At 52.6% G+C, this 22,622-nt stretch carries 24 protein-coding genes; 14 read left to right on the top strand and 10 right to left on the bottom strand.

The annotated features are described in order from the left end of the window. Window positions 1-123: 123 nt before the first annotated feature. From EHV07_RS03860 to EHV07_RS03850, 3 genes are all read left to right on the top strand, one after another. Window positions 124-1,536: a glycoside-pentoside-hexuronide (GPH):cation symporter gene (locus EHV07_RS03860; RefSeq protein ID WP_147195267.1), complete on the top strand. Its 1,413-nt coding sequence runs from the start codon at window positions 124-126 to the stop codon at window positions 1,534-1,536. Continuing rightward, the gene (locus EHV07_RS03855; RefSeq protein ID WP_147195265.1) at window positions 1,533-2,519 is read left to right on the top strand and encodes a family 43 glycosylhydrolase; all 987 of its coding nucleotides are present in this window, start codon (window positions 1,533-1,535) and stop codon (window positions 2,517-2,519) included. Before EHV07_RS03860 ends, EHV07_RS03855 begins: the two co-directional genes overlap by 4 nt. 109 nt (window positions 2,520-2,628) lie before the next feature. Continuing rightward, window positions 2,629-2,892: a hypothetical protein gene (locus tag EHV07_RS03850; RefSeq protein ID WP_147195263.1), complete on the top strand. Its 264-nt coding sequence runs from the start codon at window positions 2,629-2,631 to the stop codon at window positions 2,890-2,892. A gap of 95 nt (window positions 2,893-2,987) precedes the next feature. Here the strand turns inward: EHV07_RS03850 and ampE are convergent, their stop codons facing one another. Further along, entirely contained in the window at window positions 2,988-3,842 is an 855-nt protein-coding gene (ampE, locus tag EHV07_RS03845) for a beta-lactamase regulator AmpE (protein ID WP_147195260.1), read from the bottom strand. Between the two features lie 5 nt (window positions 3,843-3,847). After that, window positions 3,848-4,411 (bottom strand): 1,6-anhydro-N-acetylmuramyl-L-alanine amidase AmpD, encoded by a 564-nt coding sequence (gene ampD / locus EHV07_RS03840; RefSeq protein WP_147195257.1) that lies wholly within the window; start codon window positions 4,409-4,411, stop codon window positions 3,848-3,850. Window positions 4,412-4,765: 354 nt separating this feature from the next. Here ampD and EHV07_RS03835 point away from each other — a divergent pair, with 354 nt between their 5' ends. The 6 genes from EHV07_RS03835 (at window position 4,766) to hofC (ending at window position 10,226) form a co-directional block, all read left to right on the top strand. After that, complete coding sequence (locus EHV07_RS03835) at window positions 4,766-5,335, top strand: RNA polymerase sigma factor (protein WP_147195254.1); 570 nt, start codon at window positions 4,766-4,768, stop codon at window positions 5,333-5,335. After that, window positions 5,332-5,994 (top strand): anti-sigma factor domain-containing protein, encoded by a 663-nt coding sequence (locus EHV07_RS03830; RefSeq protein WP_147195252.1) that lies wholly within the window; start codon window positions 5,332-5,334, stop codon window positions 5,992-5,994. The genes EHV07_RS03835 and EHV07_RS03830 overlap by 4 nt, the downstream gene beginning before the upstream one ends. An 88-nt stretch (window positions 5,995-6,082) precedes the next feature. Beyond that, window positions 6,083-6,973 (top strand): carboxylating nicotinate-nucleotide diphosphorylase, encoded by an 891-nt coding sequence (gene nadC / locus EHV07_RS03825; RefSeq protein ID WP_147195248.1) that lies wholly within the window; start codon window positions 6,083-6,085, stop codon window positions 6,971-6,973. A 211-nt stretch (window positions 6,974-7,184) separates the two neighbouring features. Further along, the gene (gene ppdD / locus EHV07_RS03820; protein WP_147195245.1) at window positions 7,185-7,634 is read left to right on the top strand and encodes a prepilin peptidase-dependent pilin; all 450 of its coding nucleotides are present in this window, start codon (window positions 7,185-7,187) and stop codon (window positions 7,632-7,634) included. Further along, a complete protein-coding gene (gene gspE, locus EHV07_RS03815) occupies window positions 7,634-9,034 on the top strand; it encodes a type II secretion system protein GspE (protein WP_147200516.1) in 1,401 nt (466 codons plus the stop codon). The genes ppdD and gspE overlap by 1 nt, the downstream gene beginning before the upstream one ends. Further along, window positions 9,027-10,226 carry a protein transport protein HofC gene (gene hofC / locus EHV07_RS03810; protein ID WP_147195242.1) on the top strand — a complete coding sequence of 400 codons (1,200 nt, stop codon included), beginning with the start codon at window positions 9,027-9,029 and terminating at the stop codon, window positions 10,224-10,226. The genes gspE and hofC overlap by 8 nt, the downstream gene beginning before the upstream one ends. Window positions 10,227-10,264: 38 nt before the next feature. On the opposite strand, the gene EHV07_RS03805 is transcribed toward hofC, so the two are convergent. Then, entirely contained in the window at window positions 10,265-11,305 is a 1,041-nt protein-coding gene (locus EHV07_RS03805; protein WP_147195240.1) for a GMP reductase, read from the bottom strand. A gap of 242 nt (window positions 11,306-11,547) precedes the next feature. Between EHV07_RS03805 and coaE the strand changes: the two genes are divergently transcribed. From coaE to yacG, 3 genes are read left to right on the top strand one after another with little or no spacing between them, the layout of a single operon-like run. After that, on the top strand, window positions 11,548-12,159 hold the full coding sequence (gene coaE / locus EHV07_RS03800) for a dephospho-CoA kinase (RefSeq protein ID WP_147195238.1): 612 nt from the start codon (window positions 11,548-11,550) through the stop codon (window positions 12,157-12,159). A 4-nt stretch (window positions 12,160-12,163) separates the two neighbouring features. Beyond that, window positions 12,164-12,907: a cell division protein ZapD gene (zapD, locus tag EHV07_RS03795; RefSeq protein ID WP_147195236.1), complete on the top strand. Its 744-nt coding sequence runs from the start codon at window positions 12,164-12,166 to the stop codon at window positions 12,905-12,907. An 11-nt stretch (window positions 12,908-12,918) separates the two neighbouring features. Next, window positions 12,919-13,122: a DNA gyrase inhibitor YacG gene (gene yacG, locus EHV07_RS03790; protein ID WP_147195234.1), complete on the top strand. Its 204-nt coding sequence runs from the start codon at window positions 12,919-12,921 to the stop codon at window positions 13,120-13,122. Window positions 13,123-13,193: 71 nt separating this feature from the next. Here yacG and mutT read toward each other — a convergent pair whose 3' ends face one another. Further along, window positions 13,194-13,592 carry an 8-oxo-dGTP diphosphatase MutT gene (mutT, locus tag EHV07_RS03785; protein WP_147195232.1) on the bottom strand — a complete coding sequence of 133 codons (399 nt, stop codon included), beginning with the start codon at window positions 13,590-13,592 and terminating at the stop codon, window positions 13,194-13,196. A 218-nt stretch (window positions 13,593-13,810) separates the two neighbouring features. Between mutT and EHV07_RS03780 the strand changes: the two genes are divergently transcribed. Beyond that, window positions 13,811-14,362 carry an A24 family peptidase gene (locus tag EHV07_RS03780; RefSeq protein ID WP_147195230.1) on the top strand — a complete coding sequence of 184 codons (552 nt, stop codon included), beginning with the start codon at window positions 13,811-13,813 and terminating at the stop codon, window positions 14,360-14,362. Between the two features lie 85 nt (window positions 14,363-14,447). Here the strand turns inward: EHV07_RS03780 and secA are convergent, their stop codons facing one another. Together secA and secM are read right to left on the bottom strand one after the other, a co-directional pair. Beyond that, window positions 14,448-17,153, bottom strand: a complete 2,706-nt coding sequence (gene secA, locus EHV07_RS03775; protein ID WP_147195228.1) for a preprotein translocase subunit SecA — start codon at window positions 17,151-17,153, stop codon at window positions 14,448-14,450. Window positions 17,154-17,229: 76 nt separating this feature from the next. Beyond that, window positions 17,230-17,730 carry a secA translation cis-regulator SecM gene (secM, locus tag EHV07_RS03770; protein WP_147195226.1) on the bottom strand — a complete coding sequence of 167 codons (501 nt, stop codon included), beginning with the start codon at window positions 17,728-17,730 and terminating at the stop codon, window positions 17,230-17,232. A 21-nt stretch (window positions 17,731-17,751) separates the two neighbouring features. Between secM and EHV07_RS03765 the strand changes: the two genes are divergently transcribed. Next, window positions 17,752-18,267: a DUF721 domain-containing protein gene (locus tag EHV07_RS03765; RefSeq protein WP_147195224.1), complete on the top strand. Its 516-nt coding sequence runs from the start codon at window positions 17,752-17,754 to the stop codon at window positions 18,265-18,267. A gap of 7 nt (window positions 18,268-18,274) precedes the next feature. On the opposite strand, the gene lpxC is transcribed toward EHV07_RS03765, so the two are convergent. The 4 genes from lpxC to ftsQ all read right to left on the bottom strand — a co-directional run bounded on the left by lpxC (window position 18,275) and on the right by ftsQ (window position 22,621). Then, on the bottom strand, window positions 18,275-19,192 hold the full coding sequence (gene lpxC / locus EHV07_RS03760; protein WP_147195222.1) for a UDP-3-O-acyl-N-acetylglucosamine deacetylase: 918 nt from the start codon (window positions 19,190-19,192) through the stop codon (window positions 18,275-18,277). A 101-nt stretch (window positions 19,193-19,293) separates the two neighbouring features. Then, entirely contained in the window at window positions 19,294-20,451 is a 1,158-nt protein-coding gene (ftsZ, locus tag EHV07_RS03755; RefSeq protein WP_147195220.1) for a cell division protein FtsZ, read from the bottom strand. A 71-nt stretch (window positions 20,452-20,522) separates the two neighbouring features. After that, a complete protein-coding gene (gene ftsA, locus EHV07_RS03750) occupies window positions 20,523-21,779 on the bottom strand; it encodes a cell division protein FtsA (RefSeq protein ID WP_147195218.1) in 1,257 nt (418 codons plus the stop codon). Continuing rightward, a complete protein-coding gene (gene ftsQ, locus EHV07_RS03745) occupies window positions 21,776-22,621 on the bottom strand; it encodes a cell division protein FtsQ (RefSeq protein ID WP_147195217.1) in 846 nt (281 codons plus the stop codon). Before ftsQ ends, ftsA begins: the two co-directional genes overlap by 4 nt. Window position 22,622: the final 1 nt, after the last annotated feature.

Raw genomic sequence — 22,622 nt, 5'->3', positions numbered from 1 at the left:
GCCGTGCAAATCACACTTTCCTGCTGACAGCTATTTTGTCCATCTCTGCGACGTTTCCCACCCGCGCAATATGACGCTAAACCAATAATACTGTGGGCTTCATCCAGTGTCGGAGAATAATCCATGAAGGGCATGGCGCTTTCGGTTAAAGAGAAGATCGGCTACGGCATGGGGGATGCAGGCTGCAATATGATTGGCGGCGCTATCATGCTTTTCCTTAACTATTTCTACACCGATGTCTACGGACTGGCACCGGCGCTGGTTGGGGTATTACTGCTTTCCGTCAGGGTGATCGACGCGGTTACCGATCCCATTATGGGCGCCATCGCCGACCGGACTCAAAGCCGGTGGGGGCGTTTTCGTCCCTGGCTATTATGGATTTCGCTGCCTTATGTGCTGTTCAGCGTGCTGATGTTCACCACGCCAGACTGGAGCTATGACAACAAAGTTATCTACGCTTTCGCTACCTATTTTCTGATGTCGCTAACCTATACGGCGATTAACATTCCCTATTGTTCGCTGGGCGGCGTAATCACTAACGATCCCGGCGAACGTGTCTCCTGCCAGTCTTATCGTTTTGTTATGGTAGGCGTGGCGACCTTAATTTTATCACTCTCGCTGCTGCCGCTGGCCGAATGGTTTGGCGGAGAAGACCGTGCGCGCGGCTATCAAATGGCCATGAGCGTGCTGGCATTCATCGGCCTGTGCATGTTTCTGTTCTGTTTTGCGACGGTGCGCGAGCGGATTCATCCCGCCGTACCCAGCAACAGCGATTTGAAATCTGATTTGCGAGACGTATGGAAAAACGATCAATGGGTGCGCATCTTGTTGCTCACTTTCTGCAACGTCTGCCCCGGCTTTATTCGCATGGCCGCCACCATGTATTACGTCACCTGGGTAATGGGACAATCAACACATTTCGCCACGCTTTTCATCAGCCTCGGCGTTGTAGGCATGATGCTGGGCAGTACGCTGGCTAAAATCCTGACCGATCGCTGGTGCAAACTGAAAGTCTTTTTCTGGACTAATATCGTTCTGGCGCTGTTTTCCAGCGGCTTTTACTTCCTCGATCCTCACGCTACCGTACTGGTGGTGGTGATGTACTTCCTGCTGAACATCCTGCATCAGATCCCTTCACCGCTGCACTGGTCGCTGATGGCCGATGTGGATGATTACGGCGAATGGAAAACCGGCAAGCGCATCACGGGCATCAGCTTTTCCGGCAATCTGTTTTTCCTGAAGGTGGGTCTGGCCGTTGCGGGTGCAATGGTCGGTTTCCTGCTCTCTTATTATGGTTATAACGCAGGCGCGAAAACCCAGTCGCCAGTGGCGATTAACGGCATCGTACTGCTGTTTACCGTGATCCCAGGCGTGGGCTATTTGATCACCGCTGGCGTCGTGAGACTGCTGAAAGTCGATCGCCCAACGATGCAAAAAATCCAGCTGGAGCTTGAGCAGCGTCGCCATAACTTCCGCGAACTGAACGATTATCATCACGGCAAAGCGCCGGTTAAACCAGAAGGAACCGAAGCATGAGCACTTCGCACTGGGCAGTCCCTTTGATTGAGCAACGCGCCGATCCGTTTATCTTGCTTCATGATAATTATTATTACTTTATTGCTTCCGTACCGGAATACGATCGGCTGGAGCTGCGCCGTAGCGAGACGCTGGCAGCGCTCGTGCAAGCTGAACCTGTGGTCATCTGGCAAAAACCAGATCGCGGTGAAATGAGTGAGCTGATTTGGGCGCCGGAACTGCACCGCATTGATAGCACGTGGGTTATCTATTTCGCTGCCGCGCCCACACGGGAAATTAAAGACGGTTTATTTCAGCATCGAATGTTTGCGCTTACCTGCACTGCCGACGATCCTCTTACGGGAGAGTGGCGCGAATGTGGCCGTGTAGAGACGCCGCTGAACAGCTTCTCACTGGATGCCACGCATTTTGTTCATCAGGGTAAGAACTGGTATTTATGGGCGCAAAAAGATCCGGCCATCCCCGGTAACTCAAATCTTTATCTGGCAGAGCTGGCGAATCCCTGGTCGCTTAAGAGCAAACCGGTAATGCTAAGCCGCCCGGAATATGACTGGGAATGCGTGGGTTTTAGCGTGAATGAAGGGCCAGCGGTAATACGACACGGCAATCGCCTTTTTGTCAGCTATTCGGCAAGCGCTACCGATGAGAATTATTGCATGGGCCTGCTGTGGATCGATATTGATGCCGATCCAATGGCGGCGAATAACTGGCAGAAATCACCCGTTCCGGTGTTCAAAACCAGCCGTGAAAATCGTCAGTTTGGCCCTGGTCATAACAGTTTTACCGTAGCGGAAACGGGTGAAGATGTGTTGGTTTATCATGCCCGTAATTACACGGAAATTGAGGGCGACCCGCTGTACGACCCTAATCGCCATACCTGTATTAAGACCTTTAGCTGGGATAACGACGGCATGCCGGTCTTTGGCATCCCGCCTGCCAACGCTCCTTCAGGTGAGTCCAAAAAAGCTGATGAAATTGATTAAAATCAACAAAATGTATTTATTTTCTTGCTGAAAATGCGCAAAGATTGAGAACGCTATTACGTTAGCTTATAACTCGTCTTGCTCATTGATACTAAATAAGGAGATTAAGATGAGAGAGCTATCCGTTATGGAGATCGAAAATGTCAGCGGGGCGGGCGTATTTGCGGATATGACCACCTGGATGGGCAGCACAGCAGGTGACTTTATTGGCAGCTCCATTGGCAGCCTGGTCGCTATCCCGGTCATTTCAACCGTGGTTTCTAAAGCTACAGGTTATGTCGGTAAACAGATTGGCAGCTTTATTGGTAGCGCCTTCGGTAATTGGGTCGAAGGATGGTTTAGCAGCACCGACAACAGTCACGCTTCTGCCTGAGTATTTTATTAGCCCTGATTAAGCAGACATCCGGCCATGCCGGATGTCTTTCGTATGATCTATTGCTATTAACTCACCGGCTTCACTACCCTAAATCAGACCAGCGTGCCGTATATAGTTAACAGCGCTACTACCACCACAATCACCAGAGAAACTTTTTTTGCCAACGCGACCGCAATACGAGGCGTTTCGACTTTATCCGTATGCAGATCGCGAGCCAGCGAGAATTGCGCGAGTCGGGTAAGCACCTGATATTGTGAAGTATGACGATCGCCGAGCGAGGCAAACCAGGCGGGTAATGCACGCTCGCCGTGTCCCAGCAAGGCATAAGCAACGCCCACCAGGCGCACCGGTATCCAGTCGATGCAGTGCAGAAGCGCATCCACGCCAGACTGCGAGCGCTCCAACGGCGTATGGTGCCGCGCCATCCAGCTTTGCCAGGCGCGCAGAAAAGCATATCCCACCAGCAATACCGGCCCCCACGCGCCACCTACAACAAACCAAAACAGCGGCGCAAGATAAAAACGGTAGTTAATCCACAGCAGCGCATTTTGCAGCTCGCAAAGGTATTCACGCTCGTTGCATTCTATCGGCAGGCCATGAATCAAGGTCAGTTCTTCCGCCAGTGCGGTGTGGGCATCAATATCGTTGCGGCTCGCGGCTTTCAGATAAGCGTGATAGTGCAGGCGCACCGAACCGGCACCAATACAAAGTAAGCCAACGCCAATCCAGAACAGCAGCTGTAATAAGCCAAAAAACAGGCCTTTCAAGGCCAGCAAACATAGCGCAACCAGCGCCATAGCAATCAGCATCATCGCCAGCGTCCGCCCCATAGAAAAGCGCTGCTGCCGGCGAAATACCTTGCTCAGATGATGATCCAGCTGCCAGTGCTCCCCTGATTTGAACAACCGTTCCCAGCCTAAAACTAACAACAAACTAAAAAGCGTCATGCCTGCTACTCCTGCTTTGTAACATTACCTGAGCGTAAACCGGCCCGGTATCGCACCCAGTCAAACGCCGGACCGGGATCGGTTTTTCTTTCCGGCGCGATATCACTATGCCCGGTAATATTTTCCGCTATTTGCGGATAATGCTCCGCCAGTAGCTGGGTAACGTTTTGCAAAGCCTGATATTGCTCATCGGTATAGGCCAGGCAATCGGTGCCTTCCAGCTCAATACCAATGGAAAAGTCATTGCAGGCTTCTCGCTCCTGATAGCGGGAAACGCCGGCATGCCAGGCCCGAAGATGAAAAGGAACATATTGAACGATTTCGCCATCACGTCGAATCAGGCAGTGTGCCGAGACCCGCAGGTGAGCAATCCCGGCAAAATAAGGATGAGCGGAGGGATCCAGAGTGCCCATAAACAGGTCATCAATCCAGGGACCGCCAAACTCGCCCGGAGGCAGGCTGATATTGTGGATCACCAAAAGCGTTGGCGTTTCCAGTAGGGGCCGCTCGTTGAAATGGGGGGAAGGCACCCTTCTTACGCCCGTTAGCCAGCCTGCTTGCAGCTGCATACTCTGCTCTCCTGTAGTGTCAATTTTTCCAGAGTAACATGAATTTTTTTTTCAGAAAGCCCAATGCGTTACCCGAAAAAGGAACACGGGAAAAAAATTTTTCATTTTTTTGCATCCAGTTTCATCGTTCATCCGTATGTAGTTATGTGAGGCTGATGACCGCGACGACGGATAAAGAAGAACAGCCCACGCAGCACCAGGGAAAATATTGCCAACACCAGTTTTATGCAGTGAATAAGAGCCAAGGCGGGATCAAGAAATTGCTCCCGACCAGAGGCCGAAACGTCAGAAACGCGTTATACCAGGTGCAGTGGATCCGTTTGAATCCATTGCACCTTTCTCATGGGACGCGGCATGACAGACACGATTATTGATAGTCAGATTCTTTTATTGCAGGCGGCAGGACGAGGCGACAGGCGTGCTTTCGAGCAGCTTTATCGCCAGATGTCACCTTATCTTTTTACCATCGCTTTACGAATACTTCGTCGGCGAGGCTGGGCTGAAGAGGTCCTCCATGACGCTATGCTGGCCATCTGGCAAAAAGCGGGCAGTTACGACCCGTTGCAGAGTGCGCCAAAAACGTGGATGACGACTATTGTTCGCCACCGTGCTATTGATTACGCCCGATTGCGGGCCAATCAGACTACGTCACTGGAGTCGACAGATTTCGATGCGCCAGAAGACGACGAACTGCAATCTCTTTCCAGCACCTTTGCTGACGGTTTACCAACGACCTCAGAAGCCCGCAGGCTGTCAGAATGCCTTAATAGCCTGCCGGGGGACCAAAAACAAAGCGTAGTACTGGCTTATTATCAGGGGTTATCGCACAGCGAGGTGGCTGAGCATTTACAGCAGCCCACCGGTACGGTTAAAAGCTGGATCCGTCGTGCGCTGGCCCACCTGAAGGAGTGTGTGGGAATATGAAAGCAAGAAGCCATTATGATACGGCTCTGGCTGCCGAATATGCTCTTGGTACGCTGCGCGGACCGGCACGGCGACAGTTTGAGCGGCGGCTGGAGCGGGAATCTGCCCTTGGGCAGGAAGTGAACCGCTGGCAAACCGTCCTCGGCCATCTTGATAATTCAATCCAGCCCGTAGCGCCGCCCGACCGGGTATGGCAAAAAATCACCCAAAGTTTACCGGCAGAAAAACGAGAACAAAAAACTTTCCGCTGGCACTATCTCGGCTGGGCGATGGCGGCTTCTTTCGCCGGTGCGCTCCTGTTCCAAATCTCTCAGCAGCCGCCTGAACTCCAGGCCATTGCGGTATTGAACAGCAGTAATGTGCAACAAGGCTCATGGGTAGTCGCACTAAACCGCAGCAAAAGTGAACTGACGATACAGTCGCTCAATGCCGGAAGTTTACCCGCGGACCACAGCTTTGAACTGTGGCTAATACCTCCAGGCCAAAAACCTCAGTCGTTGGGTTTAATCCAGGCTTCAGGTAAAACCCGCATCGCGCTAGCCGCCGAACGGCTTACGGCTGAACCAACGCTGGCTATCAGCCTTGAGCCAAAAGGCGGTTCGCCAACAGGTCAGCCTACCGGGCCGGTGATGTACAGCGGGCAGGTCTCTGCCGGTTAGTTTTCCCTGTAAAAATCAGTCTGGTTGGCAACAAAGCGGTAAAAAGCTAGCATGGTCGCACTCTTATCCGCCCTTTCGGAGTTCGACCATGACAACCCGCCGCTACGATCCCAACAGCCGCCGTGACGCATTGTTGCAGCGTATTGAAGATGATATTCCTTCTGCCGTCGCCCAGGCGTTACGGGAAGATTTGGGTGGCGAAATCGATCCCGGCAATGACATCACTGCCAGCCTGCTGCCAGCCGAAAACCAGTCTCACGCCGTGGTCATTACTCGTGAGCCCGGCATTTTTTGCGGCAAACGCTGGGTTGAGGAAGTTTTCATCCAGCTGGGCAATAAAACGCAGATCGCCTGGCATGTTAACGATGGCGATGCGATTGTCGCTAATCAGCCGCTGTTTGAGGTCACTGGCCCGTCATCGTTTATCCTCACCGCTGAGCGGACGGCGCTTAATTTTGTTCAAACGCTCTCGGGTGTGGCCACAGAAGTCAGCCGTTATGTTGCGCTTCTTGCCGGAACGAACACCCAACTGCTGGACACTCGTAAAACGCTGCCGGGCCTGCGTACCGCGCTAAAGTACGCCGTACTTTGCGGCGGCGGGGCGAACCATCGCCTTGGCCTGTCAGACGCGTTTCTGATTAAAGAAAATCATATTATTGCCACTGGTTCTATTCGTCAGGCGGTCGAAAAAGCTTCCTGGCTGCATCCCGACGTGCCTGTCGAAGTCGAAGTTGAGTCTCTGGATGAGCTAACTCAGGCAATTGATGCCGGTGCAGACATTATCATGCTGGATAATTTTAGCGTCGAACAGATGCGCGAAGCCGTGCAACAAACTCAGGCCCGCGCACTGTTGGAAGTTTCTGGCAATGTGACTGACGAAACGCTGCGAACCTTCGCCGAAACCGGTGTTGATTACATCTCTGTCGGTGCGCTAACCAAGCATATCCGTGCATTAGACCTCTCCATGCGTTTCCGTTAACTGCGTTGTTTATAGCATGCGCCATCCGTTCTGTGATGGCGTTTTTCCGCTTTCAGGTAGATTGTGCGAGCCGTCTTCCAGACTTTTTAGCAATCGCTGAAACGTAATAAAACCTGCTGAATCCTTCTCCAAAAATCCTGTTTTGCTGCTGGCGCATCCTTTCTCTAAGGCGCTAACGTGCAGTCCTCTTCACCACAAGGAGGTTGGAAAAATGGAAACACAACAAGGTTTTACCCTAATCGAACTGATGATCGTAATCGCCATCATCGCTATTCTCAGCGCCATAGGCTTGCCGGCATATCAAAACTATCTGCAAAAGGCCGCGCTAACCGACATGTTGCAAACGGCAATGCCGTTTAAAACCGCTGTCGAACTTTGCGCTATTGAGCACGGCGGTGCTGCAAACTGTAGCGAAGGAAGCAATGGTGTTCCCGCTGGAAAAGGCTCCCGCTATGTTTCCGCCGTGACGGTCAAATCAGGCATGCTCACGCTGAGCGGCCAGGAAAGCCTTAACGGACTCACGGTTATGATGATCCCACAATGGGACGGGTTGGAAGGCCAGATGAGCTGGCAACGAAGCTGTTCGACATCACAGTCCAGCCTGAAAGAAGCCTGTGAAAATGTCTTCCGCTTTGATGATTCTGATGAGGTTGCCGAATGATCTCATCCTCTTCCCACCGGGCCGTTGAGGCCCTTTGTCAACGCTACCAGGCCGTCATACTCTCTTTCACGCCGCAACGCTTACATCTTGCCGTTGCTGCACCGCCTTCTGAGGAGATGATGGAAGCGCTACGCTTTGCCACCCATACGACTATTGATGTGGAGTGTTGGCCGCCAGCACGTCTGGAGCAATTCAGGCAGGAGCGCAATCTCACACCGGCTTCCGGTATTCAGGCATCGGCAGACAACGGCGAAACAGCGGTTCAACGTATCGACGGTATACTGACGCTGGCAGTGCAGCAGCGCGCTTCTGATATCCATATTGAGCCGCAGACGGATTCCCTGCGGATTCGCTTTCGTGTCGATGGGGTCTTACAGGAAGTGCCTCTTAACGGGAGGGAGAACGCGGCGGCGCTGGTGGCAAGACTGAAGATTTTAGCCAATCTGGATATCGCTGAACGCAGAATGCCGCAGGATGGTCAGTTCACACTGTTGCTTCAGGAAAAGGCCGCGTCGTTCCGCCTCTCCACATTACCCACACGCTGTGGCGAGAAAGCGGTTATCCGCCTGTTGCAAAATGATGCCCAATCCATCGCGCTGGAAAACCTGGGTATGTCTCAGACTGCACTCAGGCATTTTAAAGAGGCTCTGGCGCGGCCACAGGGATTGATTTTAGTCACCGGTCCAACAGGCAGTGGCAAAACATTTACGCTCTATAGCGGATTAAGCTCGCTAAATACGCCGGGCCGCAACCTGTGCAGCGTTGAAGATCCCATTGAAATTCCGCTGCCGGGCATTAATCAAACGCAAATCCATCCCAGGGCGGGTCTGGAGTTCAGCCACGTATTACGTGCGCTCCTGCGCCAGGATCCCGATATCATCATGATTGGCGAAATTCGCGACGGGGAAACTGCAGAAATTGCGATTAATGCGGCTCAGACGGGCCATCTGGTACTTTCAACGCTGCACACCAACTCTACCCTCGAAACCTTAACCCGGATGGGGCAAATAGGTATTCCCGGTTATTTGCTGGCTTCAGCCTTAAAGCTGGTTATTGCCCAAAGGCTGGTTCGCCGGCTCTGCCCGCACTGCCGGGAGCCCGCTGAAGCCGTCGCGCATTTCCCGCGGTCGCTCTGGCCCGGCACGATACAAAACTGGCATGCTCCAGGCTGCGAACGCTGCTATTCCGGTTTCTATGGCCGGTTAGCGTTGTTCGAACTTCTCCCGGTTACCGCCCGACTACAAAATGCGATTGCGGCAAACCGTTCACAAGAGGAGCTGGTAGAAATCATGCATCAGCAAAAAGTGAACTCTTTGTTTGTTGAAGGATTGCATTGCGTTAATCGCGGCGAGACCACTCTCGAAGAGCTAAACAGAATAGTGGGCAAAGAAGATGGCTGATCCTTTGCTGTTCCGCTGGCAGGCGACTGACGGAGAAGGTCATTTTCATCAGGGCGCGTTCTTCTGTCTGAACCAACAGGAGGTTATGGAGCGCCTGATATTACTGAATTTGCATCCGCTAAAGCTGATCAAAGGGCGTAAATATCGGGCCAGAGACTGGCAATGGCAGCATAAAATTACTTTTTTTCGCGAACTGGCGACCTTACTGCGAGCAGGCATGACGTTGTCTGCCAGCCTACAGCTGATTGCTGAAGGACACAGCGATCCCGGCTGGCAGGCATTGCTGACGCAAATACAGCAAAGCGTCGCGGAAGGAACACCGTTTTCCGATGCACTGGCAAGCTGGCCTGCGGTATTTCCCTCTCTGTTTCCTGCGCTAATCAAAGTCGGCGAACTCACCGGGAAGATGGACGAATGCTGTCTGCGGCTCGCTGAACAGCAGGAGCGCCAGCGGCTACTGCAAAAGAAAGTCATTAAGGCGCTGCGCTATCCGCTGTTTGTGGTGGCTATCGCGCTGGTGGTCAGTATCGGTATGTTGGTTTTTGTGCTGCCCGAATTTGTCGCTGTTTATCAGGCTTTCGATGCTCCGCTTCCGGCATTTACCGCAGCCATTATTGCGCTGTCGGCAGGACTGCAAAAATACGGCCTGCTGCTGCTTCCCTTACTGTGCGCACTGGGCTATTTCTGGCGCTGGCAAAGCCACAGATTGCCAGCCTGGCAACGGGCGGAGCAACAAGGGTTACTTCGCCTGCCTTTAATCGGCAGGCTCTATCGTGGCGGCCAGCTCTGCGCAATATTTATGACCCTCTCTCTGACTCAACAATCCGGGCTAACCTTGCTTCAGGGCTTACAGGCTGCTGAGAAAATTTTGAGCCAGCGGATCTGGCGTGAAGCCATAGCGGTATTGCAGCAGCACATCGCCTCAGGTTATCCCCTGCATCAGGCCCTGGCTCATCACCGCCTTTTTACCCCGCTCTGTTATCAATTAATCAAGGTTGGGGAAGAGGCCGGCGCGCTGGATACGCTGCTAATCAGACTGGGAGAATGGCACGAAAGCAGCACGCATGAGCTGGCCGATAATCTGGCTGCGGCCCTGGAACCTCTGATGATGTTAGTCACGGGGATTTTAGTAGGAACGCTGGTTGTCGCCATGTATCTGCCCATTTTTAACCTTGGGGAGGCATTGGGGTAACAGGCCCACTGCAAAAATGTGCAGTGGGCAACGACGTTCTAACGATTGAAAACCCGGTTTTCCTGCTCCGCAACGCGAATAAACGTCGTGCGTTTAGTCAGCTCTTTCAGGCGTTCTGCACCGACATAGGTGCAGGCCGAACGCAGGCCTCCGAGGATATCTCTGGCAGTGTTGTCTACAGGCCCGCGAACGGGTAGCTTAACGGTTTTGCCTTCTGCTGCACGGTAGCCTGCTACTCCGCCTACATGGCGATTCATGGCGGATTCAGAACTCATGCCGTAGAACAACATAAACTGTTCGCCATTTTCCTCCACGACTGTGCCTTCACATTCATCATGCGCAGCGAGCATACCGCCTAACATGACAAAATCGGCACCGCCGCCGAATGCTTTAGCCACATCGCCAGGCACCGAGCAGCCGCCGTCACTGACAATTTGCCCTCCCAGGCCATGAGCCGCATCGGCACACTCGATAACGGCAGAAAGCTGCGGATAACCTACCCCTGTTTTTACTCGGGTTGTACAGACCGAGCCTGGACCGATGCCAACCTTAACGATATCCGCACCGGACAGAATCAGTTCTTCTACCATTTCACCCGTTACCACATTACCGGCAACGATCGTTTTACCCGGGCAGGCTTCCCGCGCGCGCTTCAGGAAAGCGACAAAATGCTCGGAATAGCCATTGGCTACGTCGATACAGATAAAATTCAGCGCGGGTGAAAGCGCCAGAATTTGCTGCATTTTGATAAAGTCGGCATCTGAAGTCCCGGTTGAAACCATAACGTGTTTAAGCACGCTCTCGGGAACACGGGAAATAAATTGCTGCCACTGCGCTACGCTGTAGTGTTTATGTACTGCGGTGAGCAAGTCGAATGAGGCGAGTGCTTCCGCCATACTAAAGGTGCCCACGGTATCCATATTGGCGGCAATAATCGGCACGCCTGACCAGGCCACACCTGAATGTTTAAAGGTAAATTCGCGAGTTAACTCAACCTGTGAACGGCTTTGTAACGTAGACCGCTTAGGACGGATCAACACATCTTTAAAGCCCAACTTGATATCTTCTTCAATACGCATATTTCTCTTCCTGGTTGATGGCGCAAGTCTTGAGCGCGGGCACTGCGGCCAGCTCCAGTGTAGTCATCATACGCACTAAAAACGCCGCAACAAGACTGCGAAAGCAGGTTTATTTACGCTACAATCCGATAAATTTATCTGACATCCTCTGATGTGATCTGCGCCTCATTTAGGCCCCTTAGCCCCAGTGTTTTAAACGCGGCTACGATGCATTCACACCAGAGCCGTAAGAGCCGAGGCTTATGAGCTATACTGTTGCGCTGACCGGTGGCATTGGCAGCGGAAAAACAACCATCGCCAATGCCTTTGCCGCCAGGGGCATAGAGATTATCGATGCCGATGTGATTGCCCGCCAGGTAGTCGAACCGGGGCAGCCTGCTCTCGAGGCTATTCGACAGCGGTTTGGCACCGGGATCGTCCCGAAAGACGGCACGCTTAATCGCGCAGCCTTACGCCAACGCATTTTCAGTTCTGCGCCCGATAAGGCCTGGCTGAACGCCCTTTTGCATCCGCTGATCCATACTGAAACCCGTCGTCAGCTGGCGCTTGCCCGCTCGGTTTGGTGTTTATGGGTGGTGCCTTTACTGGTCGAAAATAATTTACAGCATCTGGCGAACCGGGTGCTGGTGGTCGACGTAGACCGTGATACTCAACTGGCGCGTACTATCGCCAGAGATGGGATTAGCCGTGAACAGGCTGAACATATTCTGGCTGCGCAGGTCACTCGCGAAGAGCGACTTGCTGTGGCAGACGATATTATTGATAACGGCGGATCGCCTGACGATGTAGCCGCCCAGGTTGCCCTGCTGGACCAGCGCTATCACCAGCTCGCCGGAGCAACAAATCAGGATTAAAAGCATGAGCACAACGGTTTTATTTGAGCACCCTTTAAACGAAAAAATGCGCACCTGGCTGCGAATTGAATTTTTACTGAGTCAGTTAGAAAGCAGCCGCACCATTACTAATCCTGTCAGCGCGTTGACTTTTTTCCGCAATGCGGCGGAACTGCTTGATGTTTTCGAGCGGGGTGAACTGCGTACTGAGATTGTTAAAGAGCTGGAAAAACAGCAGCAGAAATTACGCTCATGGGTAGAGGTGCCGGGCGTTGATATGGAGCTGGTAAACACGCTGCGCGAGAATCTTAAAGCGCGATCCACTGAGCTGATGGCTGCCCCGCGTATGGGTCAGCTGCTGCGCGAAGATCGCCTGATAAGCCTTGTTCGTCAGCGTCTGAGCATACCTGGCGGCTGCTGTAGCTTTGATCTGCCTACGCTACATATCTGGCTGCATATCGCACAGGAAAAACGTGATCTACAGGTTGCGCAGTGGATGAATTCACTGGCACCCATTCGTGAAGCATTGACGCTGATCCTGGATTTACTGCGTCAGTCTGTTAACTTCCGCAACCAGACCAGCCTGAACGGATTTTATCAGGATAATGCGGAGGGCGCGGACTTACTGCGTCTCCAACTGATGCTGGAAGATTCGCTATATCCGCAAATATCCGGGCATAAAAGCCGCTATGCCATCCGTTTCTTACCGCTCGACAGCGAGCACGGCGAAGTGCCGGCCCGCCTCGATTTTCAACTTGCCTGCTGTTAAGGTTTTTACCGATGAATGAAGTGACGATTGTTAACTGCCCAACCTGCTCAAAAGAGGTGATTTGGGATGAGCTCAGCCCCTGGCGCCCGTTTTGCAGCAAGCGCTGCCAGCTGATCGATCTGGGTGAATGGGCGAATGAAGAGAAGCGCATTGCCAGCGAAGGTGAGTTCTCAGAAAGCGACGACTGGAGTGAACAGCAGCCGGATCGCGATTAATCCATCAGATCGGTAATGAAAGGAAAACAGAAGTGAGGTTTATTCTGTTTTCCAGCTTCTGTGAGCAACCGCTATTCAAGCGCTTCCGCTTTTAAACGGGTAATGACGCCAGCGTTAGCGGGGGGAAACTGCTCCGCCACTAGCGCTTTCTGTGCGACCCAACGTTCAGGCTGCCCTTCACGGCCATAGGGTGTGCCCTTCCAGCTATCGACAATAAAGAAATGCAGCGTCACTTTCAGCTCGCTATCAGCGTGCTCTGCCTGGCCATAAGCATTTAGCTGCAAAACTTCAATGCCGGCTTCTTCACACAGCTCACGCTTTAACGCCTGCTCAGGCGTTTCCCCCGCTTCGATTTTTCCGCCAGGAAATTCCCACATATTAGCCATATGCGATTTCGCCGATCGCCGGGTAAGAAAGATATTTTTATTCCGATCGCGGATGATACCCACCGCTACTTGCAGATGTTTCATGAACTCTCACTCTGAATAACAACACACCTCGTCACTATTCCAGCGTTAAGGCGCAATGACAAGCCGCAAACGCAACAGTGCGTAATGCCTCGAAAATTTGTTATGCAATACGATGAAATCGTTTCTGCACCACGACACTCAATATGTACAGGCGTAAAGTGCTTTTGGCAAAGACGTTCCCGGACTTTAACAGCGAAGGATAATGCAAGAGGTGGAAAATGGACCAACAGTTCTGGAATATCAGGCAAAAGATCCTGGTTGCTGTCGCCATCGTTAGCGTGACGTCGCTGGTAATCTGGCGGATACCTTCAGGAATATTGCTACCTGCTACATTGTTGCTGAGCTGGATGCTGCTGTCTCTGTCGCTGACAGACCTGCGATATATGCTGTTACCCGACAGATTGACGCTCTCATTACTGTGGCTCGGACTGATAAGTAATGCCGCGGGGCTGCTTCCTTCTGTGCAGCTGGCCTGGGCGGTCTCTGGCGCTGCTGTTGGCTATACCTCGCTTTTTTTGCTTTCACGTAGCTATCGATTTTTCGCAAAGAAAGAAGGATTAGGTTTGGGAGATGCCAAGCTGCTGGCCGCTCTGGGCGCGTGGCTTGGGGTTTACCGACTGCCGACAATCATCCTGATCGCTTCATCCATTGCCATTGTTATGCTGCTGGCAAGCTGGATGTTTACCGGCCGCGATTTGAGTAAACCTTTCCCTTTTGGTCCCACACTGGCTTTCGCTGGTTGGGCGGTTTTTCTCTGGCAACATGGATAAAAAAATACCCTGTCAGCCAGTGCTGACAGGGTATCCTCAGTCGACTTATCCGGACCGCAAAGTTAGCGGACCCTCACGCTGGCAGTTACGCCAGACGACCGTGACACTGCTTGTATTTTTTACCCGAGCCACATGGGCATGGATCGTTGCGGCCGACTTTGCGTTCACCGGTTTGCTCAGCCAGCGCCAGCGCGGCTTCCGTTTCGGTATCGACATGGCTTAGCTGCTGCTGCTGTGCCAGGCGCTCAGCTTCCTCACGGCGCTGCTCTTCCATCGCTTCCACTTCTTCCGGCATACGAACCTGTACCTTGCTCAGCGTGCTGATGACTTCATACTTCAGCGACTCCAGCATAGCTGCGAACATAGCGAAAGATTCGCGCTTATATTCCTGCTTAGGATCTTTTTGCGCGTAGCCACGCAGATGGATACCCTGACGCAGATAATCCATCGCCGCCAGATGCTCTTTCCACAGTGAATCCAGCGTTTGCAGCATCACGCCTTTCTCGAAGTTGCGCATCATTTCAATGCCAACAATTTCTTCTTTACGCTGATACTGCTCTCTCGCCTGCTCCATAATACGTTCGCGCAGGGTTTCTTCATGCAGTTCAGGCTCTTTATCCAGCCATTCTGCAATCGGCATTTCCAGGTCGAAATCGTTTTTCAGGCGTTCCTGCAGGCCAGTTACATCCCACATCTCTTCCAGAGACTGCGGCGGAATGTAGGTATCGATAGTCGTTTTAAATACGTCATCACGGATGCTGGCGATGGTTTCAGACACGTCAGAAACGTCCAGCAGCTCGTTACGCTGGGTATAAATTGCCCGGCGCTGATCGTTAGCCACATCGTCATATTCCAGCAGCTGCTTACGGATATCAAAGTTACGGCTTTCAACTTTACGCTGCGCGTTAGCGATAGCCTTCGTCACCCATGGATGCTCAATCGCTTCGCCAGGCTTCATGCCCAGTTTACGCATCATGTTGGAGACGCGATCGGAAGCAAAGATACGCATCAGCGCATCTTCCATCGACAGGTAGAAACGCGATGAACCGTTATCACCCTGACGACCAGAACGGCCACGCAGCTGGTTATCGATACGACGCGACTCATGACGTTCTGTACCAATGATATGCAGACCGCCCGAAGCCAGTACCGCGTCATGGCGAATTTTCCAGGCACTTTTGATCGCGTCAATTTGTTCTGGAGTCGGTTCAGCCAAATCGGCAATTTCAGCCTGCCAGCTACCGCCCAGCACGATATCGGTACCACGTCCTGCCATATTAGTCGCGATAGTTACCGCGCCAGGCTGACCAGCCTGAGCAACGATATCAGCTTCACGAGCATGGAACTTGGCGTTCAATACAGCATGTTTGATGCCTGCACGCGTCAGTTCTTCCGAAACAACTTCGGATTTCTCAATTGAGATGGTCCCTACCAGTACCGGCTGACCGTTAGCGGTACGCTCGCGGATATCTTCAATGATCGCATCGATCTTTTCCTTCTCGGTCATATAAACCAGATCCGGCAGATCTTTACGCACCATCGGGCGGTTGGTTGGCACAACAATGGTTTCAAGCTTGTAAATCGAGCTGAATTCAAAGGCTTCCGTATCGGCCGTACCTGTCATCCCGGCCAGCTTGTTATACAGACGGAAGTAGTTCTGGAAGGTAATCGAAGCCAGCGTCTGGTTTTCGTTCTGAATTTCCACGCCTTCTTTGGCTTCTACCGCCTGATGCAGACCATCAGACCAGCGACGCCCCTGCATAGTACGGCCGGTGTGTTCATCAACGATGATAACTTCGCCATCTTTAACGATGTAATCCACATCACGAGTAAAGAGAACGTGGGCGCGCAGTGCAGCCGTCACATGATGCATCATCATGATATTGCCTGGCGAATAGAGCGACTCGCCCTCTTCCATAATGCCTTCACTGACCATCAGTTCTTCAATTACCACCAGACCGCGCTCGGTAAGATGCACCTGACGGGCTTTTTCATCCACGGAGAAGTGTCCCTCACCCTGGAAGGTGTCGGAATCTTCTTTTTCCTGACGGATCAGGTGTGGGATGATTTTGTTGACCCGGATATAAAGCTCCGAGCTGTCTTCTGCCGGGCCAGAAATGATCAGCGGCGTACGTGCTTCATCGATCAGGATTGAGTCAACTTCATCCACCAGCGCATAGTTCAGCTTACGCTGGACGCGATCTTCAGGGCTGAACGCCATGTTGTCGCGCAGGTAGTCAAAGCCATATTCGTTGTTGGTGCCGTAGGTAATATCTGCCGCATAGGCTTCACGTTTAGCTGGTGCAGGCATGCCAGGCAGGTTGATGCCGATTGACAGGCCCAGGAACTCAAACAGCCCGCGGTTGTTTTCCGCATCACGCTGTGCGAGGTAATCATTCACCGTGACAACGTGAACGCCTTTGCCGCTCAGCGCGTTTAGGTAGGCGGGTAACGTCGCGGTCAGGGTTTTACCTTCACCGGTACGCATTTCAGCGATGCAACGATCGTTCAGTACCATACCGCCCAGCAGCTGGACGTCAAAGTGACGCATGCCAAACACACGTTTACTCGCCTCACGCACCGTAGCGAACGCTTCCGGGATCAGATTTTCCAGCACTTCACCTTTTTCCAGGCGAGCACGGAACTCAACGGTTTTCGCTTTCAGCTGCTCATCAGTGAGCTTTTCGAAATCGGGTTCCATCTTGTTGATCTGCTCAACAACTTTACGCATGCGGCGTAGGGTACGGTCGTTACTGCTACCAAAAACCTTGGTTAATAATTTGATTAACATAATAAAAATATTCTCTCAGCCACCACATATGTGGTGAAAACCTAAACGTAGATATTAAAAAATGAAACGCCAGAGGTTACGCGAGAGAAGCAGGCCCGGCACGGATGCCCTGAACCTGGGCCAGCCAGAGGCCGGTTTGATGGTGAGGTTTGGCGGCCACCTGACGCTGCTGCGTCTGACGAATAATCGTTGGCGGCTTCGCTTCATGCGTCAGTAATGCATTCAGCGTGTCGAGCAGCGCCAGCTTCTGGACTTCAAGCGGCATTGCCTGCTCAATATCTGGAGTACTGGCGGGCGTCAGTGAGAAAGAAAGATGGCGAATAACGGTGCGGATCGCATGCTGATGCCAGTAATCGACGTTAAAATTAGGCCGACGGGCGCTTTCCTGCAACAGTGCCAGGCCATCAAAGCGTACGACACTGCTGATATTGAGGCTTCTGGAGGCGGTTTCTGGTATGGTTGCACGATCGCCACTTGAGGCGTGAGGCAGGCCGAGACTCGCCGCGACCATCCCCAACAGGAGATGCGGCCAGAAATAACGTCTGCCAAATTGTCGCCAACGATTTAGAATACCCACTGTTTTCCGCCGGAGCCTGCTATGCGCGATAGTCGCCCGCAATCTATAGAATATTTATTCGAAACTACCGAAGGCCAGAACATGCTGCAGTCCATTCAGCAACGCGCCATTGCGCTGAATAAGCTGAACCGTGCAGTAAAAGGAGTTCTCCCTGCACAGCTGCATCCCTGGTGCCGCGTGGCGAATTTTCGCCAGGGCATTCTGGTGCTCGAAACCGCTAATGCCAGTTGGATGATGCGTTTACGCTACGAACAATCCAGCCTGCTGTCAGCTTTACGAGCGCAAATACTACCATCATTGACGGCAATCGACATCAGGATAAATCCAACGTTAGCGGCAAAAGCACAGGAAAGCGCGCAGGAAAGCAGCAGTCAGTCAGCGGCCGAAGAAAAATCAGCTGGACGTCAGCTTAGCGAACAGAGTGCGGAAATTTTGCGGAGCGTGGCGAGCCGTAGCCCGGAGAAGCTGAGACAAACAATAGAACGACTGGCCTCGCTGGCCGGAGAGAGTACCCGCTCAACCAGTCGTAATAAATAGCTCTGGCTTATGCCAGAACCAGGTTTGGTGCCCTGAATTTCACCGGCAGCTCAGCTTCGTCTTCGAAGGTTGCCCATTCCCAGGCTTCCTGCTTAGCCAGCACGGCCTGGAGCAGTTTGTTGTTCAGTGCATGACCACCTTTGTATGCGGTAAACGCACCAATGATGTTATGACCACACATAAACAGATCGCCAATAGCATCAAGCATTTTATGGCGAACAAACTCATCTTCAAAGCGCAGACCGTCTTCGTTCAGCACGCGATAGTCATCGACCACGATGGCGCAGTCAAAGCTGCCGCCCAGGCAAAGGCCCCGTGACTGTAACGCTTCGATGTCACGCATGAAACCGAAGGTACGAGCACGGCTGATCTGACGCGTAAAGGATTCTGCAGAAAAATCCATGCAGTAGCGCTGAGAGCTGGAATCAATCGCCGGATGCTTGAAGTCAATGGTGAAGTCCAGTGTAAAACCGTTGTGCGGAGACAGTTCAGCCCATTTGTCGCCATCTTCAACCCGGACCGGTTGTTTGATGCGCACAAACTTTTTCGCGCAGTTCAGTTCTTCAATACCGGCATCCATCAGCAGATAAATAAAGGGAGCGGCGCTGCCATCCATAATAGGAATTTCAGGCGCGTTAACTTCAACCACAATATTATCAATGCCGAGGCCAGCCAGAGCTGCGTTCAGGTGTTCGACTGTCGAAATACGCACGTCATGCTCATTGACCAGGCAAGTACAGAGCATGGTATCACGCACGGATTTGGCATCAGCCGGGAAATCAACCGGTGGATTCAAGTCAGTGCGACGATAGATGACCCCGGTATTAGCCGGCGCAGGGCGTAATGTCAGGGTGACTTTTTTGCCGGTATGCAAACCGACGCCAGTCGCCTGAACAATACGTTTTAATGTCCGTTGTTTGATCATCGCATTATCTCGCAAAATTACTCATCCGACCGCCAGTGTATATCACTGACGGGCGAACATTTTAACACAAAGAGCGGAGAATCCTAATTCTCAGGAAATTCTTAGTCCGCCTGCTTACGCAGGAAGGCTGGAATATCCAGATAGTCAGGCTCTTTGTTTGTTTGCGTGGCCGGATCGTTAACCACTTTCGCCGCAGGCTTCTGTTCCTGTGGCAGCGGTGCCATACCATGCTGCTGGTAGCGATGATCGATAGCCGGTTGCGTCTGCTGCTGCTTGTTGGTCACCAGGGTGATTTCCGGGCGCTTGTCCATACCAATACCGGTAGCGACAACGGTTACACGCAGTTCGTCGTTCATTTCCGGATCCAGCGAGGTACCGATAACCACGGTGGCATTGTCGGAAGCAAAGGCACGAATGGTGTTACCCACGGTTTCGAACTCGTCCAGACGCAGATCGAAGCCAGCGGTGATGTTAACCAGTACGCCGCGCGCGCCAGACAGATCGATGTCTTCCAGCAGCGGGCTGGAAATAGCCATTTCTGCGGCTTCTTCTGCGCGATCTTCGCCGCAGGCTACGCCAGAACCCATCATCGCATAGCCCATTTCGGACATAACGGTGCGCACGTCAGCAAAGTCGACGTTCATCAGGCCTGGACGCGTAATCAGTTCGGCAATACCCTGCACCGCGCCTTTCAGCACGTCATTAGCTGCACCAAATGCGTCCAGCAAAGAAATGCCGCGGCCCAGAACTTTCAGCAGCTTGTCGTTTGGAATAGTAATCAGTGAGTCGACATGCTTAGACAGCTCGGCAATACCCTGCTCCGCGAAAGCCATACGCTTTTTGCCTTCAAAATTGAAAGGCTTAGTGACGACAGCAACGGTCAGAATACCTAAATCTTTTGCCACTTCAGCAACCACTGGCGCTGCACCGGTACCGGTACCGCCGCCCATGCCGGCTGCGATAAACACCATATCCGCGCCTTCCAGCGCCTGACGCAGTGCTTCACGATCTTCTTCTGCAGAGTTGCGACCCACTTCCGGATTTGCGCCGGCTCCCAGACCTTTGGTAATGCCGTTACCAATCTGGATAGTCTGGCCCACTGCCGTTTTACGCAGCGCCTGAGCGTCAGTGTTCACGGCAAAGAATTCAACGCCTTCGATGCGCTCACGCACCATATGCTCTACGGCGTTACCGCCGCCGCCGCCGACGCCGATGACTTTAATCACCGCGTCATTGGTTAATTCCATAGGTTCAAACATAATTTCTCTCCGTTATGTGCCTGTCGCCTGGAGATCATAAATAAGCCTAGCATGATCTCCTTTTCTCAAAATTAAAACTCTTTTCTCAGCCAGCTGTTGATTCGTTTGAACCAGTTACCCACTGAGGCTCTTTTTTCGACATCCGCCTCACCGTTAAGATGAGACTCTTTTCCGTAATGCAGCAGGCCAACCGCCGTTGAGTAATACGGCTCCTGCGCATAATCCGTTAATCCGGTAATGTTCAGCGGCTGCCCAATGCGTACCTGCGTGTGGAACACACGCTGGGCGCAGGCCGCCAGACCTTCAATCTGTGCCGCGCCGCCCGTCAGGACAATGCCAGCGGCAAGGTGGTGCTTCACACCCTGCTGGCGCAGCTGTTCCTGCAGCTGCAGGATTTCGTCGTTGACTAGGTTTAGCAGCTCGGTGTAACGCGGCTCAATCACTTCGGCCAGCGTCTGACGCTGTAAACTTCTTGGCGGACGGCCGCCAACGCTCGGTACCTCGACGTTTTCGTCTTTACCAACAATCGAGCCTAAAGCGCAGCCATGACGCACTTTAATGGCTTCGGCATCCGTTGGCGGCGTCCCGAACGCATAAGCGATATCGCTGGTGACCACGTTACCCGCATACGGAATAACCTTAGTGTGACGCAATGCACCGCCAGTATAAACCGCGATATCCATTGTGCCGCCACCGACGTCCACGACGCAAACGCCCAGCTCACGTTCATCTTCGGTCAGTACGGCAAAACTGGCGGCCAGACCGGCAAAGATCAGTTGGTCAACTTTCAGGCCGCATCGTTCAACGGCTTTTACGATGTTTTTTGCCATATCGTTATGGCAGGTAATCAAATGCACTTTCGCCTGCATGCGCACACCGGATAACCCTACCGGATTTTTGATCCCTTCCTGATAATCAATCGCGTACTCTTGCGGAATAACGTGCAGAATGCGGTGTTCATCACGAACACGGACGGATTTAGCGGTATGCACCACATTTTCCACATCTTCCTGTGTCACTTCTTCTTCCGAAATAGGAACCATCCCTATTTCGTTCTGGCAACTGATATGTTTGCCTGATAATGCAAGGTAAACGGATGAAATCTGGCAATCCGCCATCAGTTCTGCCTGGTCAATCGCGCGCTGTACGCACTTTACGACGGATTCCAGGTCGTTTACGCCGCCTTTATCCATGCCGCGCGAAGGACAGCTGCCCACCCCGATGATGTTGACCATGCCATCGGGCAGAATTTCCCCTACCAAAGCAGCGACCTTAGCGGTGCCGATTTCGAGTCCAACTACCAGTTTTCTGTCCGTCGCCTTGATCATTGTTGTTTAACCTGTGCCTGATTCTGTTGCTTATTACCGTCAGTGGTCGGAATGAGTGGCGGCGCCCAGCCTACTGCCGCGCCAGAGTCATATCGCAGGTCCACATAACTGATACGCTTATTTTCCGTCTGCGCCTGCTGTTGCAGCGTTGGATAAAGCTGGATGAAGCGTTTTAGTCGCTTCATATCTTCATTGCGTCCTAATTCCAGACGCTCATCATCGTCCAACACCAGCTGCCAGGACCGTCTTGCGGTCATTGACGCGGCTTTCAACTTAAATTTACTGGCGGCCAGCATGTCGCTCATCTGGTGAAAACCTGCCAGCACCTCAGATTCGCTTCCTTCAGGGCCATAGAGCATCGGCATTGACGCTTTGCCCATATGGTTAGCCGGTACGCTAAATGATTTTCCACTGGCATCAACCATATGCAGATCATTCCACCGGGCAACCGGAACATATTCAACCAGATGAATCTTTAATTCATCCGGCCATTGCTTACGCACGCTGACCTGCTGGATCCACGGCAGGCGTTCTATCTGCTGCTGGATAACGTCTACGTCCTGCGACATAAACGTTCCCGGTGCGCCCAGCGACAAAATAGCCTGACGAATATCATCGTTGGTGGTGTAGTGCATTTGCCCTGTCACCACCAGCCTTGACAGCGGTAGCCGGGAAGCGTCATTCATCCACTTCACAATCACGAAACCACCTGCAGACATCACGCCAAGCACTATGAGCAGAAAGAGAATGCCTGCCAGCCGCGAACCATTGCTGCGGCCGGTGCCAGTGCGCACTTTTTCCTGCGCTTCACGATTTCGGACATTCAGAGCGGCCTGGGACATA

It is taken from the genome of Pantoea sp. CCBC3-3-1 (genome assembly GCF_007981265.1).
GTDB lineage: Bacteria > Pseudomonadota > Gammaproteobacteria > Enterobacterales > Enterobacteriaceae > Erwinia.
Note: the sequence above shows the minus strand (reverse complement) of the source record. Positions and strands in the feature narration are given on the sequence as shown.

Coding starts and splice junctions, on each gene's coding strand:
- EHV07_RS03860 (WP_147195267.1), top strand. CDS start 124: ATGAAGGGCATGGCGCTTTCGGTTAAAGAGAAGATCGGCTACGGCATG.
- EHV07_RS03855 (WP_147195265.1), top strand. CDS start 1,533: ATGAGCACTTCGCACTGGGCAGTCCCTTTGATTGAGCAACGCGCCGAT.
- EHV07_RS03850 (WP_147195263.1), top strand. CDS start 2,629: ATGAGAGAGCTATCCGTTATGGAGATCGAAAATGTCAGCGGGGCGGGC.
- ampE (WP_147195260.1), bottom strand. CDS start 3,842: ATGACGCTTTTTAGTTTGTTGTTAGTTTTAGGCTGGGAACGGTTGTTC.
- ampD (WP_147195257.1), bottom strand. CDS start 4,411: ATGCAGCTGCAAGCAGGCTGGCTAACGGGCGTAAGAAGGGTGCCTTCC.
- EHV07_RS03835 (WP_147195254.1), top strand. CDS start 4,766: ATGACAGACACGATTATTGATAGTCAGATTCTTTTATTGCAGGCGGCA.
- EHV07_RS03830 (WP_147195252.1), top strand. CDS start 5,332: ATGAAAGCAAGAAGCCATTATGATACGGCTCTGGCTGCCGAATATGCT.
- nadC (WP_147195248.1), top strand. CDS start 6,083: ATGACAACCCGCCGCTACGATCCCAACAGCCGCCGTGACGCATTGTTG.
- ppdD (WP_147195245.1), top strand. CDS start 7,185: ATGGAAACACAACAAGGTTTTACCCTAATCGAACTGATGATCGTAATC.
- hofC (WP_147195242.1), top strand. CDS start 9,027: ATGGCTGATCCTTTGCTGTTCCGCTGGCAGGCGACTGACGGAGAAGGT.
- EHV07_RS03805 (WP_147195240.1), bottom strand. CDS start 11,305: ATGCGTATTGAAGAAGATATCAAGTTGGGCTTTAAAGATGTGTTGATC.
- coaE (WP_147195238.1), top strand. CDS start 11,548: ATGAGCTATACTGTTGCGCTGACCGGTGGCATTGGCAGCGGAAAAACA.
- zapD (WP_147195236.1), top strand. CDS start 12,164: ATGAGCACAACGGTTTTATTTGAGCACCCTTTAAACGAAAAAATGCGC.
- yacG (WP_147195234.1), top strand. CDS start 12,919: ATGAATGAAGTGACGATTGTTAACTGCCCAACCTGCTCAAAAGAGGTG.
- mutT (WP_147195232.1), bottom strand. CDS start 13,592: ATGAAACATCTGCAAGTAGCGGTGGGTATCATCCGCGATCGGAATAAA.
- EHV07_RS03780 (WP_147195230.1), top strand. CDS start 13,811: ATGGACCAACAGTTCTGGAATATCAGGCAAAAGATCCTGGTTGCTGTC.
- secA (WP_147195228.1), bottom strand. CDS start 17,153: ATGTTAATCAAATTATTAACCAAGGTTTTTGGTAGCAGTAACGACCGT.
- EHV07_RS03765 (WP_147195224.1), top strand. CDS start 17,752: ATGCGCGATAGTCGCCCGCAATCTATAGAATATTTATTCGAAACTACC.
- lpxC (WP_147195222.1), bottom strand. CDS start 19,192: ATGATCAAACAACGGACATTAAAACGTATTGTTCAGGCGACTGGCGTC.
- ftsZ (WP_147195220.1), bottom strand. CDS start 20,451: ATGTTTGAACCTATGGAATTAACCAATGACGCGGTGATTAAAGTCATC.
- ftsA (WP_147195218.1), bottom strand. CDS start 21,779: ATGATCAAGGCGACGGACAGAAAACTGGTAGTTGGACTCGAAATCGGC.
- ftsQ (WP_147195217.1), bottom strand. CDS start 22,621: ATGTCCCAGGCCGCTCTGAATGTCCGAAATCGTGAAGCGCAGGAAAAA.